General features: G+C 69.2%; 12 protein-coding genes. 3 read left to right on the top strand and 9 right to left on the bottom strand.

Going from position 1 to position 13,712, the window contains the following annotated elements; all coding sequences use genetic code 11:
• Positions 1-25 precede the first annotated feature (25 nt).
• A complete protein-coding gene (locus tag FRANCCI3_RS03535) occupies positions 26-535 on the top strand; it encodes a PH domain-containing protein (RefSeq protein WP_011435155.1) in 510 nt (169 codons plus the stop codon).
• Between the two features lie 38 nt (positions 536-573).
• Here the strand turns inward: FRANCCI3_RS03535 and FRANCCI3_RS03540 are convergent, their stop codons facing one another.
• From FRANCCI3_RS03540 to FRANCCI3_RS27725, 3 genes are all read right to left on the bottom strand, one after another.
• A complete protein-coding gene (locus tag FRANCCI3_RS03540; RefSeq protein WP_011435156.1) occupies positions 574-1,287 on the bottom strand; it encodes a hypothetical protein in 714 nt (237 codons plus the stop codon).
• A gap of 29 nt (positions 1,288-1,316) precedes the next feature.
• The gene (locus FRANCCI3_RS23125; RefSeq protein WP_023839887.1) at positions 1,317-2,582 is read right to left on the bottom strand and encodes a hypothetical protein; all 1,266 of its coding nucleotides are present in this window, start codon (positions 2,580-2,582) and stop codon (positions 1,317-1,319) included.
• A gap of 874 nt (positions 2,583-3,456) precedes the next feature.
• Complete coding sequence (locus tag FRANCCI3_RS27725; RefSeq protein ID WP_051868615.1) at positions 3,457-3,897, bottom strand: hypothetical protein; 441 nt, start codon at positions 3,895-3,897, stop codon at positions 3,457-3,459.
• A gap of 327 nt (positions 3,898-4,224) precedes the next feature.
• On the opposite strand from FRANCCI3_RS27725, the gene FRANCCI3_RS27735 reads away from it, so the two are divergent.
• Positions 4,225-4,683, top strand: a complete 459-nt coding sequence (locus FRANCCI3_RS27735; RefSeq protein ID WP_148214901.1) for a hypothetical protein — start codon at positions 4,225-4,227, stop codon at positions 4,681-4,683.
• 216 nt (positions 4,684-4,899) lie between these two features.
• Here the strand turns inward: FRANCCI3_RS27735 and FRANCCI3_RS03555 are convergent, their stop codons facing one another.
• Together FRANCCI3_RS03555 and FRANCCI3_RS03560 are read right to left on the bottom strand one after the other, a co-directional pair.
• Positions 4,900-5,496: a TetR/AcrR family transcriptional regulator gene (locus FRANCCI3_RS03555; RefSeq protein ID WP_023839889.1), complete on the bottom strand. Its 597-nt coding sequence runs from the start codon at positions 5,494-5,496 to the stop codon at positions 4,900-4,902.
• A 358-nt stretch (positions 5,497-5,854) separates the two neighbouring features.
• Entirely contained in the window at positions 5,855-6,364 is a 510-nt protein-coding gene (locus FRANCCI3_RS03560) for a GtrA family protein (RefSeq protein ID WP_235462821.1), read from the bottom strand.
• Positions 6,365-6,762: 398 nt separating this feature from the next.
• On the opposite strand from FRANCCI3_RS03560, the gene FRANCCI3_RS03565 reads away from it, so the two are divergent.
• Positions 6,763-7,380 carry a beta-class carbonic anhydrase gene (locus FRANCCI3_RS03565; protein ID WP_011435161.1) on the top strand — a complete coding sequence of 206 codons (618 nt, stop codon included), beginning with the start codon at positions 6,763-6,765 and terminating at the stop codon, positions 7,378-7,380.
• Between the two features lie 78 nt (positions 7,381-7,458).
• On the opposite strand, the gene FRANCCI3_RS03570 is transcribed toward FRANCCI3_RS03565, so the two are convergent.
• The 4 genes from FRANCCI3_RS03570 to FRANCCI3_RS03585 form a co-directional block, all read right to left on the bottom strand.
• The gene (locus tag FRANCCI3_RS03570) at positions 7,459-8,793 is read right to left on the bottom strand and encodes a UDP-glucose dehydrogenase family protein (RefSeq protein ID WP_011435162.1); all 1,335 of its coding nucleotides are present in this window, start codon (positions 8,791-8,793) and stop codon (positions 7,459-7,461) included.
• 159 nt (positions 8,794-8,952) lie between these two features.
• A complete protein-coding gene (locus tag FRANCCI3_RS03575) occupies positions 8,953-9,858 on the bottom strand; it encodes a TIGR03089 family protein (protein ID WP_011435163.1) in 906 nt (301 codons plus the stop codon).
• Positions 9,855-11,435 carry an LCP family protein gene (locus FRANCCI3_RS03580; protein WP_011435164.1) on the bottom strand — a complete coding sequence of 527 codons (1,581 nt, stop codon included), beginning with the start codon at positions 11,433-11,435 and terminating at the stop codon, positions 9,855-9,857. Before FRANCCI3_RS03580 ends, FRANCCI3_RS03575 begins: the two co-directional genes overlap by 4 nt.
• A gap of 275 nt (positions 11,436-11,710) precedes the next feature.
• Positions 11,711-13,432 carry an LCP family protein gene (locus FRANCCI3_RS03585; protein ID WP_011435165.1) on the bottom strand — a complete coding sequence of 574 codons (1,722 nt, stop codon included), beginning with the start codon at positions 13,430-13,432 and terminating at the stop codon, positions 11,711-11,713.
• Between the last annotated feature and the right edge of the window lie 280 nt (positions 13,433-13,712).

Consider the following 13,712-nt stretch of genomic DNA (forward strand, 5'->3'; position numbering starts at 1 on the left):
CGCCCGAGATGCGACGATCGTTGCCGTGGCGTTTCCCGACGATATCCTCACCCAGGACGAAGAGGTTGTCCTTCATGTGCACCCGCACTGGGTCAGCCTGGTAGTCCCGGCGTTCTGGACGGTTGCCGCCCTCCTTTTCGCCGTGCTGGGGGTTTTCTTCGCACCCGGAGGGGTGTTGCAGAAGCCCATCCAGTATCTCGTGCTTCTGGTCGCCTTCGGTGCGATCGGTTACCTGAGTGTGATGCCATGGTTACGTCGGATGACGACCCATTACGTCGTGACGAACCATCGACTGGTGATCCGCGAAGGGGTCGTCACGCGGGTCGGGCGTGACGTCCCGCTCGCCTGGTTGGTTGGCGCGACGGTGCAGCAGAACGTCATCGACCGGCTTCTGGGCTCGGGTGAGCTGATCATTGAGGCGGTGGGGCAGCGGGGCCGGGTCAGCCTGTCGTGTATGCCGCACGCCGAGCGGGTGCAGGAAACCCTCGCCGATCTCTCCGCGCCCTACCAGTCACGGGGCTATCCGGGGGCCTGACGCCGGGACGGCCGGAGGCGGTAAGCACGGCAGATCCGTCACACCGGATCGAACTCCCGCCACCATGCGAGCAATTTGTCGGCCTGCGGATCCTCCGTGGCGAAGCCGAGACGCTCGTCGTCAACCGTCCAGAACACCGAGAACCGGCCGGGTCTTGCATCGCACAGGAAGGTGCCACGGCGTCGGGAGCCGCGTGCCCAGCGTTCGATGCCGGTCTGTCCCTGATAACAGTCGCCGACGTCGGCGAGGGCTGCGGACCGGCGGGCGATGTCGCGGGTCAGGGCCGAGGCGTCCCGGTAACGCAGGACGAGGATTCGAGCGGGGGCTGGAGCGTCGGTCGCCACCCCGGGGACGCAGCTGAGGGCCGCCTCCACGCCATCGGGTACCGCCTGTCCCTCGCTGGGCGGCGCACTCGTGCACTCGTCGACCGCGAACGGCTTGAGCGAGGACCGCAGCCGGGCCTCGGCGGCGTCGAGCGTCGGGCCCGGCGACGGTCCGACGCCGGGCCCTCCGGAGGCCACGGTGCCTGCGGTGCCCGTCGTGCCGGACGCCGACGGGTGGCGACCGGCGGGGCTGTCGCTCGGATCGTGGGTCACGGCGAGTCCGATGGTGATGCCACTCGCGATCAGAGCCGCGATGATCAGGACGATCGCGGTGAGGGGTCCACGACGCCACCACGAGCCGGTTCCACCGGATGGATCCTCGTCACCGTCGGCCGGATTCCGCGGGAATCCGTCTTCGGAACCGTTCACAGGTATCCGGCCTCCCGAGGAAGGTCAGCTCAATGGCGGAGTGGATCGAACGACTTCCACCATCTGTTGAGGTTACCCGGATCTTGATCATCCGCGGAGAACGCGATTCGATAGTCGTCGTAGGTCCAGAACTCGTAGAAACGCTTCGCGAAGAAGTAGCACAGCCGGGTGCCACCGGTCGACTCGGCCGGCGAGCTCCACTGCTCCGAGCTCTGCTGGCCATCGTCGCAGTTCCCCTCGTCATAGTAGTACGTTTCACGGGCGCCGATCTGCCGGTCCATGGCGGACTGACTCGGGAAGTGGAAGGCGGTGACCTCGATGCCGCTGGAATCCTTGCAGACGAGGGCGGCGTCGGCGTAGGCGCTGTCACGGTGTGCGGGGACGGCGCATCCCGTCATGACGACCGGGTTCAGTAGTGAGCGGAGGATCTCCTGTGGATTGCCGGCCGGCTGTCCACCGCTCCCCGACGCTTCGATGGTCGATGTTCTGGCGACGGATTGTCCGCTCGTCGTGTCGGCGCCGTCCCCGCCGGTGAAGACGACGACTCCGAGCAGGATCACCAGGGTCAGGAGGAGACCGCCGCCCGCGAACAGCAGGCGTCGATCCACGCTGACCTCGTGCCGGGAGGCCGTGCCGCGCTTGGCCATGGGGGCCAGGGGGGCCACGGCGCGCTCGGTGAGCCCGGGTCCGGCCGCGCCGGCGGGGATTCCCGTCGGGTGGACGGGCGGCTCCGGCGGAAGTCCCGGCAACAGCCCCGGTAACGACGAGGGCCGTCTGGAATCCGCAGGCGCGCCGAGCCGCACGGCGGTGGCCGTGTCGACCGAGGGGGCGGACGTGCCGAGGAGATTGACGGGCGCCGACGCTGGAAAGCCGCCGGTCGGGACAGGCGTCCCGCCCGTCAACGGGTGGTCGGCGGGTGATACGGGAAGCGGAGATGCGCCGGATGTGACCGGAGTTCCGCTCACCGAAGGGAATCCGTTCGGCGGGTTGACACCGATTGTCGCTCCGGGAGTTGGCGCCGGATAACCGATGGGCGGTGCGGACGGCTCGGCCTGCGCGTCAACGCCGTTCGTGGACCTGCCCCGGGCCTCGAAGGCTCCGAGGAAGGCCGTGTCACCGTTCGTGCCGAGCCCGGTGCCGGTTTCGGCCGCGAGGGTTCCGGGCTGGTTCGCGAGGGTTCCGGGCTGGTTAGGGTCGCCGCCCTGGATGCCGGGCCGTCCGGTGGGCGGGGTCAGGCGATAGGTGAGGTCGCCGTCGTCCGGCCACGGTGACGATGGGGTGTGGTGTGGGGACATCGACACTCCGGAGGACGTCTGAGGTCCCGAAGGCAGGGGGGGGCCGAAGGCCACCGGGGAGTCAGAGCTGCCGGATCTGGTTGGCGAGCCGTAGTAGAGCGGACCGGGCGGGCCGGCCATGCCTGTGGGTGGCCCGGGGGGGCCCGGGGGGCCGGGAGGTCCCTGCGTCCCCGACCGAGCCGGCAGGCCAGGCGGTCCCTGCCCGCCCGGACCAGGCTGGTCCGCCCGGGCGGACCAGGCGGGGGGGCCGGTGGGCGGGGCGGAGCCGGGCGGGGCGAGAGATTCGGGTGGCCCGGGGGGAGCGGGAGGCCATGACGGAGTGGAGGGCGCGGGCGGCCCCGGCAGGCCACCCGGACCGGGCAGTCCCCCGAAGCGGGGGGGAACCGTGGGAACCGCGGGAACCGGCGGGCCCGGTGGCAGAACCGGGCCTTGCGGTATGGAACCCGGCGGCGGTCCCGAGCCCAGGGCCGACGGCGGTGGGACCGGATTCGTGTATGGCGGAGGCGACAAGGCATGCCCCGGCTCCACCCCTGGTCCCCGGTGCAGTGGATACAGGATGGTCCGGTCAGGCCCGTCCGGGTCTGCATCGGGGCCGCTCCCTGGCCGCGGCAAGTCCGGCGGTGGCTCGGACACCTGCGACGCTTCGTTGTCGCCTTGGCCGGGGCTGGGCACGGTTCCTCCCGAGATGGGTGACAGGTGCGACCCCAGCGTAGGCCCCTCACCACCCGGATATGGGCGATGTCAGGCTACTGCGTCACAAATACTGCTCTATCACCACCCGCCCGGCCGAAGGCAAGCAGGCAAGATCGAATTCACAGCAAACGGCGCCCCGCCGTGTGGACGTGGCCGCGTCCCGGCGGCGTCCACCGCGACGTCAGGCCTTGGGCACCGGATCGAAATTACTCCACCATTCGTACAGGGCCGCCCCGTCGGGGCCGGTCGCCATGAAGGAGACCAACGTGGAGTTGTAGGACCAGAAGATGAAATGATCACCGTCACGTACGTTGCAGACGGCCGTGCCCTGGGTCGCACCCTCGTGGAAGTTCCAGGTAAAGACCTCGTCGCCGCCCTGCTCGCATTTGCCTCCGGTGGTGGTGACCAGGGACTTGCGCACCTCGACGTCGCTGTTCAGATCACTGGTGGTCGCGTAGGAGTAGGCGGCTACCACCTTCCCATCATCCGAGTTGCAGAACAACGACGCCTTGATGTGGCCGCCCTCGGCTTCGCTGTTGGGCTCGCAGTCCATCATCACGGACGAGTCGAGCTTGGCCAGCAGGGCGTGCTGCGCCGAGGTGAACTGCGCCGAGGGACTCACACTCGGACTCACACTCGGACTCGGACTCGGACTTGGCGAGGGCGATGACGATGGGCTTGTCGAGGTCGGCGAGGCGCTGGGGCTTTCGGACGCGGCCACCGTGCCCGGGTTGTCGGAACCTCCGGAGAGGAGCGCAACCGAAACAACGATCAGGAGGAGTGTCGCCGCCACCGCGGCAGCGATGATGGTGTTACGCCGACGTTGAGAGCCGCCGGGCCGGGGGGGCGCCCCCGGCGGCGGATAGCCTCCGTAACCGTCCGCCGCGGGGTAGCCCTGCTGCTGATAGCCCTGTTGGTAACCCGGCTGATAGTTCTGCTGATATGCCTGTTGCGGATAACTCTCCGTGGGATAGCCGCCGACGGGATAATCCTGGCCGTAGCCCTCGCCGGGTGGGTAGCCCCCACTGGGTGGGTGGACCGCCGTCGGGGGGTACTGATCGGTGCCGCGGTACGGATTCTGTGCGTACTGGTGCTGGGGGTGCTGGTGCTGGTGCTGGTGCTGGGGGTGCTGGTGCTGGGGGTGCTGGTGCTGGGGGTGCTGGTGCTGTGCGTACGGATTCTGTGCGTACTGGTGCTGGGGGTTCTGGTGCTGGGAGTACTGTGCCGTGGGCGGGTAGCCGCCGGGCTGGTTGACGCCGGGTGCGCTGTCGCCGATCAGGTGGGTCTCGTCTTCGTCGCCGAACGGTGCCGAGCCCGCGGAGTACGGCGAGGCGGAATAGGAACCACCAGCGTTGCCGTCAACCCCTTGGGTCTGGGCGTCCGGGTCCTGGGGGCCTGGGCCCGGTGACTGCATGACGTCCTCCTGCGCTGCGCGAAGAGCGGCCCCTGCCCGCACTCGTGATCTTGCTGATCCCGCCGTGGTGCCGGGCGGTTCTCGCAACCGTCCATCTGTGTTAGAGCGGGACGGATCGCCCCGTTCGGCCCAGGTCGGGCTCGATGCTCGATGTTAGGAGCTTTGTGTTCGGAGGGGGATCCCGGGTCGTCTTGGAGACAAGGTGTCGGATCAGGCCGCGTAACGGATCACGATGTCGTCGACGATCATCTCCAGGAACGTCTGATCGACCGGGTCTCCGGTCAGCAGCACCCGTTGGAGGATGACGGCGGTTCCGAGTTCTATGAGTACCGTGCGGTCGACGTCCGGGCGGACCTCGCCGCGGGCGATCCCGCGTTCGATGATGGCTTCCGAGCTCGCCTGGCGTTGCATCCAGAGGCCGCGGCGCAGGGCGTCGCGCAGACCGGGATTGCGCGGCATCTCCGAGATCAGTTCCGCGAGGATCCGTCCCCGATCGCCGCGGATCGCGTCATGGAACGAGGTCAGGAACTCAAGGATGTCCAGGCGGAGGGAGCCGTTGTCGGGTGCCGGCATCCGCTGCTCGGTGAAGGCGTTGACCGCGTCCATCACCAGGGCGAGCTTTGACGGCCAGCGCCGGTAGATGGTGGCCTTGCCGGCTCGCGCCCGGGTGGCCACCCGGTCCATCGTCACACCGTCGTATCCGACCTCGGCCAGAAGGTCCAGGGTGGCGGTGCGGATCGCCTGGTCCCGGCTCTCGTCGCGAGGTCGGCCGCCGGGGTGCGACGACGCGAGCGAGAACGGGGTCACGACACACCCTCCAGGTTGCTGCGGACTGGACGGCGCTCCACGCGGCGTTCCCGGTAGCCGATGTGTCTCGCTGGATGGAGGGCTGTGGGCGCGCGGCGCCAGCCTGGCCCGCCGAGCGTAGCCCACCGGCGAAGGTTCGGGAACCGTTCGGTATCGGAACTGGGTTGTTCCCGACTTGTCCGCCGGGGACGGTGAGAGGGCGGAACGTCCTGTTCCGCTGTCGTGCCGTGTCGGCGGGCGTGTTGGGCGTCCGGGGTGGCGGCGATGCGCGGTGCGCCTGAAACGGCCGGTCCGGTGCCGGAGCAGGTGGCGGAATGCGCGCCGGGCCGGGGTGTCGGGCCGGTGGCCGCTGGTGCGGTCAGATCCGGCCCGCATGCTCCGGGATGTGCCGACGACCGTCCTGACGGGCTCCGCAGCTCGTGGCGGCCTTGGGGTGGTCCGGGTGGAGGAAGACCCACTTCTTGTAGGCCCAGAACCGGAATACGGTGCCCAGCCCGGTGCCGATGATGTTACCGAACAGGTTGAACGCAAGTACGCCCTTGAGATCGAGTACATAGCGTGCGAACCCGAGGCAGCCGAGCGCGATCAGCAACCCGACCGTATTCAGGATCACGAAGAGTGTGTACTCGCGACGTAGACCGGTTCGGGCGCGATGGTTGAACGACCATTGCCGGTTCCCGATGTAGGAAAAGGTGGCGGCGACCACCGTGGAGACGGTCTTCGCGCTGAGCGGACCCATTCCGAGAAGCGTGTGGCACAGGTTGGAGACGAGAAAGTCGATGGCGTAACACGCACCGCCGACCAGCCCGAACTTGCCCATCTCGTGGACGAGTACCTGCACCGGTGAGCGGGTCTGTCGGTGTCTCACCACGGGCGACCCCGATCGATATTTACCACCCAGAGAGAGTACCGGCTGCTCCCGGCCGCCCACCGTGCCACCCCCGTCGACGGTGGCGTGGTGGACATCCGCGGCGAGGCCGGCTCACCGGACATGATGCCGGACGTAGCGGTGAACGCGCCGGCGCGTGGTGGAGTCACCGGGTAGCTGTTCCCATCTCTACGCTAGGTGATGCCACCAATCCGGTGCGGCAGGCAACGTGAGTGGCACAACTTCGGCAAAAACTCGGGAACGTTGGCGAAGCTGGGCCCATGGACGGTATCCTGGCAGTTGGAGAGTGGGGACCATTGATCGGAAGGACGCATCATCATGATCCGCTCGAGTCGTTGGCCGAGCCGTTGATGCCGACGTCAAGGACCGATGACCACGTGGACACCGATGACCACACCGCTGTCGACCCCGTTGCCGATGTCCATGCAGACGATGTCCATGCGGACACCGTGCGCCCCGCGGATACGGTGAGCCCGGTGAGCGGCGCTGCCACGGCGACCGAACTCCTGCTGAGCTACGCTGCAGGTCACCCCGCCCGGCGGCGGGAGGCCGGGCTACCTGCCCTGCCCGGCGCGCGGCCGCGCCTGGGCGTCGCGGTGGTTGCGTGTATGGACGTGCGGATCCAGGTGGAGGCCTTGCTCGGTCTTGTCGAAGGTGACGCCCACATCCTGCGCAACGCCGGTGGTGTCATCACCCCGGATGTGGTCCGCTCGCTCGCCGTGAGCCAGCACGTGCTGGGAACGACGGAGATCATTCTTTTGCATCACACCGGGTGTGGTCTCGAAAGGATCACCGACGACGGGTTCCGGGACCAGTTGGAGTGCAAGACGGGCGTTCGTCCCGAATGGGCCGTGTATTCCTTTCCCGATGTCGAGGAGGACGTGCGCAAGTCCGTCAGGGTGCTGCGTTCGTCGCCGTTCCTGCAGTCCACCACCTCGGTACGCGGGTTCGTCTACCAGGTGGAGACCGGGGCACTGGTCGAGGTTCTGCCGTAGAGCGGTCCACGGCGGCGTGGGGATAGGCCGCATTGTCGGATCGTCGTCGGACCAAGCTTGCTCGGTCCGGTCGGTGGGTCACGCGAGTGGCCGTCCGAGCGCGTGGTAGATCCAGCCGGCATCCCGCCAGACCGCGGGATCCAGGACGTGCCGTCCGTCGATGACGATGGGTCTGCTGACGTGCGGCCGTAGGGCGGCCGGGTCGATCTCGCGGAACTCACTCCATTCCGTCAGGACCAGGACGATCTCCGCGCCTGCCACGGCCCGTATCACCGAGTCGGTGTAGTGCAGGTACGGATAGTGAATGCGGGCGTTCGGGATCGCCGCGGGGTCGTAGACGGACACGTGGCCGCCGGCGCGGTGCAGCGCGGTGGCCACGTCGAGGGCGGGCGAGTCGCGGATGTCATCGGAATTCGGTTTGAAGGCGGCACCGAGGACCGCCACCATCCGGCCCGTCGGCGAGCCCCCCAGCGCCTTGGTGGCCAGCGCCACCGTCCGCGTCCGGGCCCGCGTGTTGACGGCGTCGACCTCGGTGAGGAAGGCCAGCGCGGAGCCGACTCCCAGCTCGTCCGCACGGGCCTGGAAGGCACGGATGTCCTTGGGTAGGCAGCCGCCGCCGAAGCCGATGCCGGCCTGGAGGAACCGGGGCCCGATCCTGGGGTCGTGGGCCAGGGCGGCGGCGAGTTCGGTCACGTCCCCCCCGGTCATGTCGCAGATCTCGGCCATCGCGTTGATGAAGGAGATTTTCGTCGCGAGGAAGGCGTTCGCGGCGACCTTCACGATTTCGGCCGTGACGAAGTCGGTGACGATGACGGGTGTGCCTTCTTTGATCGTTCTGGCGTAGACCGTCCGCAGCCGTGCCTCGGCGGTGCCACCCGGGACGACCCCGAAGACCAGGCGGTCCGGCCGCAGGGTGTCGTCGACGGCGGACCCCTCCCGGAGGAACTCGGGATTCCACGCAAGTTCCGCGCCCGGGGCGCCGGCGGCAAGTCGTCCGGCCAGCCGGGCCGCGGTGCCCGTGGGAACCGTCGACTTGCCCACCACCAGCGTCCCGGGCCGCAGCCCGGCCGCGATCAGACCATTCGTCGCCGCCTCGACGTGGCGCAGGTCCGTCGCGCCGGAATCGGGCCGTTGCGGTGTTCCCACGCAGATGAAATGCACCTCGGCCCGGTCAACCGCCTCGGCGAGCGAACTCGAGAAGGTCAGCCGTCCCGCCTCCAGGTTCTTGCGGAGTAGCCCTTCCAGACCGGGCTCGAAGAAGGGCACCTCACCCGCGGCGAGCCGCTGCGTCCTGGTCGCGTCGATATCGACACCGATGACCTCGAAACCCAGTTCCGCCATGCACACGGCATGTGTCGCGCCCAGATAGCCGGTGCCGATGACGCTGAGGTGAAGAACCGGTGACGTGCTCACGTCTGAGTGACCTCCGCTGCACGTGGTAAAGACGGCCGCCGCGCTGCCCCAATTCTCGTTGGCCGTCGCGCCGTTCGATGGTCACGCCGTCTGTGAGCCGCCCGGATGTCGGGTATGGTCATTCCCCGGCCGCGGCCCGATACGGGGGTCGTACGGGTTTCACCCGAGGCGGGGGAGCGGCAGCGACCGGACCCCCGCGGGCAGTGGGCTGGGCGCGTGCCGCAGGACTGACCGGCCGACGGCGGTGATTTTCTCCGTCTCGATGCGCCGCGGGAGCGCGGCGCTGTCGAGATGCCGGCACAGCACGATCGACGAGCCTGCGACCAGGGGAGCAAGCAGCGAACCGACCAGGCCCTCGGTCGTGGCGAGCGGCGCGGTGAACAGCACCCGGTCCGCGGGTCCCAGGCCCCACGCCCCCGCGATCGCGGTACCCGCGCGCAGCAGCGCGGCCTGCCCAGGCGGCGCTGCCGGGGCGGCGAACCGATCGCCGTGCGGGGGCACCTCCGCGGCGTAGTCGAGAACCCCGGCGACGGGCCTGCGCATCCGACCACCCAGCGGGCGCAGTGACAGGGCCACGATCTCGTCCACCATCAGGCCGAATGCCTCGTCGAGCCGGTCCTCGGCCACGAACAGCGCGTCGAGGGGGGTCGCGACCGGGAGCTCCCCGCCGGCCTTCTCGGCGTCCCCGCCGTCCTGCTCGCCGGCTGCGTCCCGGACGAGGACCGCGTCCATCCCGGCCGACCAGGTGGCGAGCAGGATGACCGAACTGAGCCAGTGCGTCGGCAGGTGGACGCCGACCCGGTCACCGATGCCGAGGCCGAGCGTGTCGACCAGCATGTTCGCGGTCTTCGCCACCCAGTTGTCGAAGGTGGTCGCCGAGAATTCCACGCGTTCGCCGGTCGCGTCGTCGTAGAAGGTGACCAGCGGGCGGGCGGGATCGGTGGCCAGCCGGTGCGCGAGGACGGACGCGATGCCGCGAACCCCCGCCGCGGGTGCGGCGTCGGCGTCCGCGGCCGGGCCAAGCAGCGTCCGTGCGGCGACCAGCCGCGGCACGGAGGCGCTCATGGCGTGCACGAGGGGTCGGAGGGAACGGGACCGACCGGAGCGGCCGCGGTGCCTGTGGTGCCGCCGACGCCGGCCCCGCCGGCCGCCGGGGTCGGCGTCGCGGTGCCGCCGATCGTGGTCGCCCGGGTGTCACCACCGGCGGCGGTCGAGGTCGTCGAGATCCTCGTGCCGACGGTTGCCGCCGCGCCCGGCAGCCCACCGCTGGGCAGGCCGGAGCTGGGCAGGCCGGTGAAGGTGGATCCGAGGACGAGGACGAGGCCGGCCCCGGAGCGGCCGGCGTCCGCGACGATCCGGCTGCCGGGGATCGTCGCCGCCAGGGTGCGTGCCGCAGCCTCCTGGCCCGGGGGATGGCGTACCTCGGTCAGAGTCTGGCGGGTCGATGTCGCGGCGGTCATCGGCCCAGTGAAGCCGCGTGCCCGCAGTCCGTCGACCGTGCCGGTGGCGAGTCCGGCACGTCCCGAGGCGTTGCGGACGGCGGCGATCGAGACCTGGGCGGGGTCGAGAGTTCGCTGTGCGGGAGGCTTGGTGCCCGCGGGCAGCAGCGGAGCGAGGACCTGGTCGAGGCCGGCCTGATCGACGATGAGTACGGCCCCGTGCGGGGGAATCGAACCCAGGTCGTCAACCGCGCCATCGGAGCGCAGCGCGATGTGCGTAGGGACTGTCACGAAGTGAATTCTTCCCGGACCCAGCTCGCTGACCCGCTTCGCGAGCTTGAGCATCGCGGTCTGGTCGAGACCCTGGTCGATCCGCAGCGCGCTGCCGACCGCACCGATCAGTGAAGTGATCTTGGCTGGGTTGGTGAGCACTCCGCTGCTGGTCGCTGTCGCCAGCAGCTTGGAGAGGAACTGCTGCTGGCGCAGAATGCGAAGGCGTTCGTCCCCGAGCGCGTAACGGGTCCGGACGAAGGCCAGCGCCTGATCACCGTTGAGACGGTTCTCGCCGAGCCGTCCGCTCCATCCCGACATCGAGTCGTGCAGGTTGCGGGTGCTGCCGTTCGGTAGGGGCGTCACGCACACGCTCACGCCTCCCACCGCGTCGGTCATCGTCTTGAAACCGGCGAGATTGATCGAGATGGTATGGTCGATCTTCAGGCCGGTCAGGGACTCCAGCGTGGTGACGAGACCGGGGACGTCCGCCAGCCCGAGCACCTCGGTGAGCTTCGACCGGCCGTCGTGGGCGGTGGCCTTCTCCCGCGGCACCACCGGGACGAGCATGTCCCGGGGGAAGGACAGTAACGTGGCCGAGCCGTCCTTGCCGAAGTGGGCGATGATGGTGGTGTCGGACCGGACGCCGTCCACCACGCCGTACTCACCCCCGGTGCCCTCCCGGCTGTCGTCGCCGAGCAGCAGGACGTTCTCCTCGCCGTCCGCGCTCGCCGGGCGGGCACCCTCGATGTCCCAGTCGACGCGCGTGACGGCCTTGTCGAACTGTCGGTAGGCGGCCCACCCGATGGTGCTCAGACCGAGAACCAGCACGGACAGCAGAGCGACGGCTCCAACGGACAGCCGTCGCAGCGGGGAGCGGTGGCGACGGGGCCCACGTGGGTCCAACGCGGACGGCAGGGCCGGCGGGCGCATGGTATCGGGGCTCACCTGAGTCGAAAGCCCTCCTCGTTCAGGCGGCCGGGGCGGGAGAACCCCCGCCGGAACGCATGCCGCGGCCGTCGTGGTCGTGATGTGGCAGCCGTGTCCGTCTAACTGGACGTTCCGGACGGCCAAGACGTTGCCATGACAAGCACGGATGTTCGCGGCGGGGTTGATCTCGTCTCCGGCCGTAGTGCGGACGGCGCGGAATGTGATCGGACGGTCGGGTGAACGATCAGTCAGCCGGCGGTGAGTCAGACGGCGAGCGGTTAGTACGTGCACCCCGAGGTGAGATCCGCGGCCGTTGACGGTGAGGCGGGAGGCGGGTCCGCCGTAGCGGACCCGCCGGTCGCCCCGGCGGCTGTGCCGGTACCACCGGTCGATCCGGCGCCCCCGGCCGCTGGACTCGGGTTCACCCCGTTGTAGGACGTGCCCAGGACGAGGGCGATGTGGCCGGCGGGGACGGAGGCGTCCGCGCGCAACCGGCTGCCGGGCACGTCGGCCTGCACGGCATGGGCGGCGGCCTGTTCGCTTGGGCGGTAGCGCACCTGCGTCGTCTCCACCACGCCGGCCTGCCACGTCTGCGGCGGGCCGACCCGGAAACCGGCCTGCCGCAGCGCCCCGGCGGCCTTGGCGGCGAGGCCCCCCACTCCGGCGCCGTTGTAGACGTCGATCAGCACCTGCGCCGGGTCGACCGTCGGAGTCGGTGCCGGGGTAACGGAGGACTCCCGCGTGTCACGGGCCCGCCCGCGCAGCGGAGCGAGGAACTTCTCCAGCGTCTCGGGGTCGTAAAGCTGCACGGAGCCGAACCTCGGCAGCTCCCCCACGGCGTTGCCGCCCTCGGCCGGCGTCGGGGTGTGTACGGGGATCGTCTCGAACCGGATCTGATCGGCGGACATCCCGCGCAGCCGTGTCGCGAGCGCGCGCATGTCGTTCATGCTGGTGCCGTCATCGACGGTGAGCGCCCTGGTCGCGGCCTGGAGCAGGTTCTCCAGCCTGACCGGGTTGGCGAGCACCCCGGTCGTGGTTGCCTGGGTGAAGACGGCGCCGATGAACTGCTGCTGACGGCGGATGCGATCAAAATCGTTGTCGGGTAGGCCGTGGCGTTGGCGGACGAAGGCGAGTGCCTGCTCTCCGTTGAGATAATTCTTGCCTACCGTGCCCCGCCACTGTGACCACGGATCGTACAGATTGGACTTTCCGCCGTTTGGTAGCGGTTTTACGCAGACGGTGACACCGCCGATGGCGTCGGTCATCTCCTTGAAACCGGCCAGATCGACCGAGACGTAGTGGTCGATCTTGATGTCGGTGAGATTCTCGATCGTTCTGATCAGGAGACTGGGACCGCCGAGGGTGATCGCCGAGTTCAGCTTGCCGAGGCCGTGCCCCGGAATGCGCACGAGGGTGTCCCTCGGAAAGGAGACCATCGTCGTGGTCCCGTCCACGTCGAGGTGGGCCAGCATCGTCGTGTCCGACCGTTCGTCGGTCACCGCTCCCTGGCTCTCGTACTCGCCGCCGGTGCCCGCCCTGCTGTCCGATCCGACCAGCAGGAAGTTCCGGGTGCCCTCCGCGGCCTCCGCCGGCCGGTCCCCGCCGAGCCCGAGGCGGATCCGGTTGATCTGGGCGTCAAAATACTCGTAGGCGGTCCAGCCGCCCACCGCGGCAAGGAGTACCACGGCGGCGAGCATCGCTGCGACTACCGTGAGCAGGCGGGACGTCAGAGACCGCTCCCGGCGAGTGTCGTGTTCGTCGTCGCGTGCCTGGTGGTCGTCGCGTGCCTGGTGGTCGTCGCGTGCCTGGTGGTCGTCGCGTGCCTGGTGGTCGTCGCGTGCCTGGTGGTCGTCGCGTGCCTGGTGGTCGTCGCGTGCCTGGTGGTCGTCCCGGGTCGGAGACGGGCCTCGATACGCACGGGCGGTCGGATTCAGACGATTTCGTCGCCGCGGGGGCGGGCCCTGGGACCCCGCGGACAGACGCGGCGGCGCGTCGGTCACCGTGTCCCCCTCCCAGGCGGCCCGAGATGTCTGCTGAGTCTGGAACGATCAGATGCGCGGTAAGGTTTCCCGCCGACTGGCCGCCCCGAACCCTGCGACTACCCAACGTACCCGTATTGGGCGGGGTGTGCCTGTCGCCGGCCCGGTGCGCCTGGAAATACCCGTTGCACATGTGGGTGTTCACGGTGACGGGCGGGCAAAGATGGATCGAGCCGTCATGTGATAGGAATCACATCGGCGGTTACTTTCTGTCAGCTCAAAGCGGCACGATAGGGTTTCG

This window comes from Frankia casuarinae, assembly GCF_000013345.1.
Taxonomy (GTDB): domain Bacteria; phylum Actinomycetota; class Actinomycetes; order Frankiales; family Frankiaceae; genus Frankia; species Frankia casuarinae.

Coding starts and splice junctions, on each gene's coding strand:
- FRANCCI3_RS23125 (WP_023839887.1), bottom strand. CDS start 2,582: ATGTCCCCACACCACACCCCATCGTCACCGTGGCCGGACGACGGCGAC.
- FRANCCI3_RS03580 (WP_011435164.1), bottom strand. CDS start 11,435: ATGCGCCCGCCGGCCCTGCCGTCCGCGTTGGACCCACGTGGGCCCCGT.
- FRANCCI3_RS03575 (WP_011435163.1), bottom strand. CDS start 9,858: ATGAGCGCCTCCGTGCCGCGGCTGGTCGCCGCACGGACGCTGCTTGGC.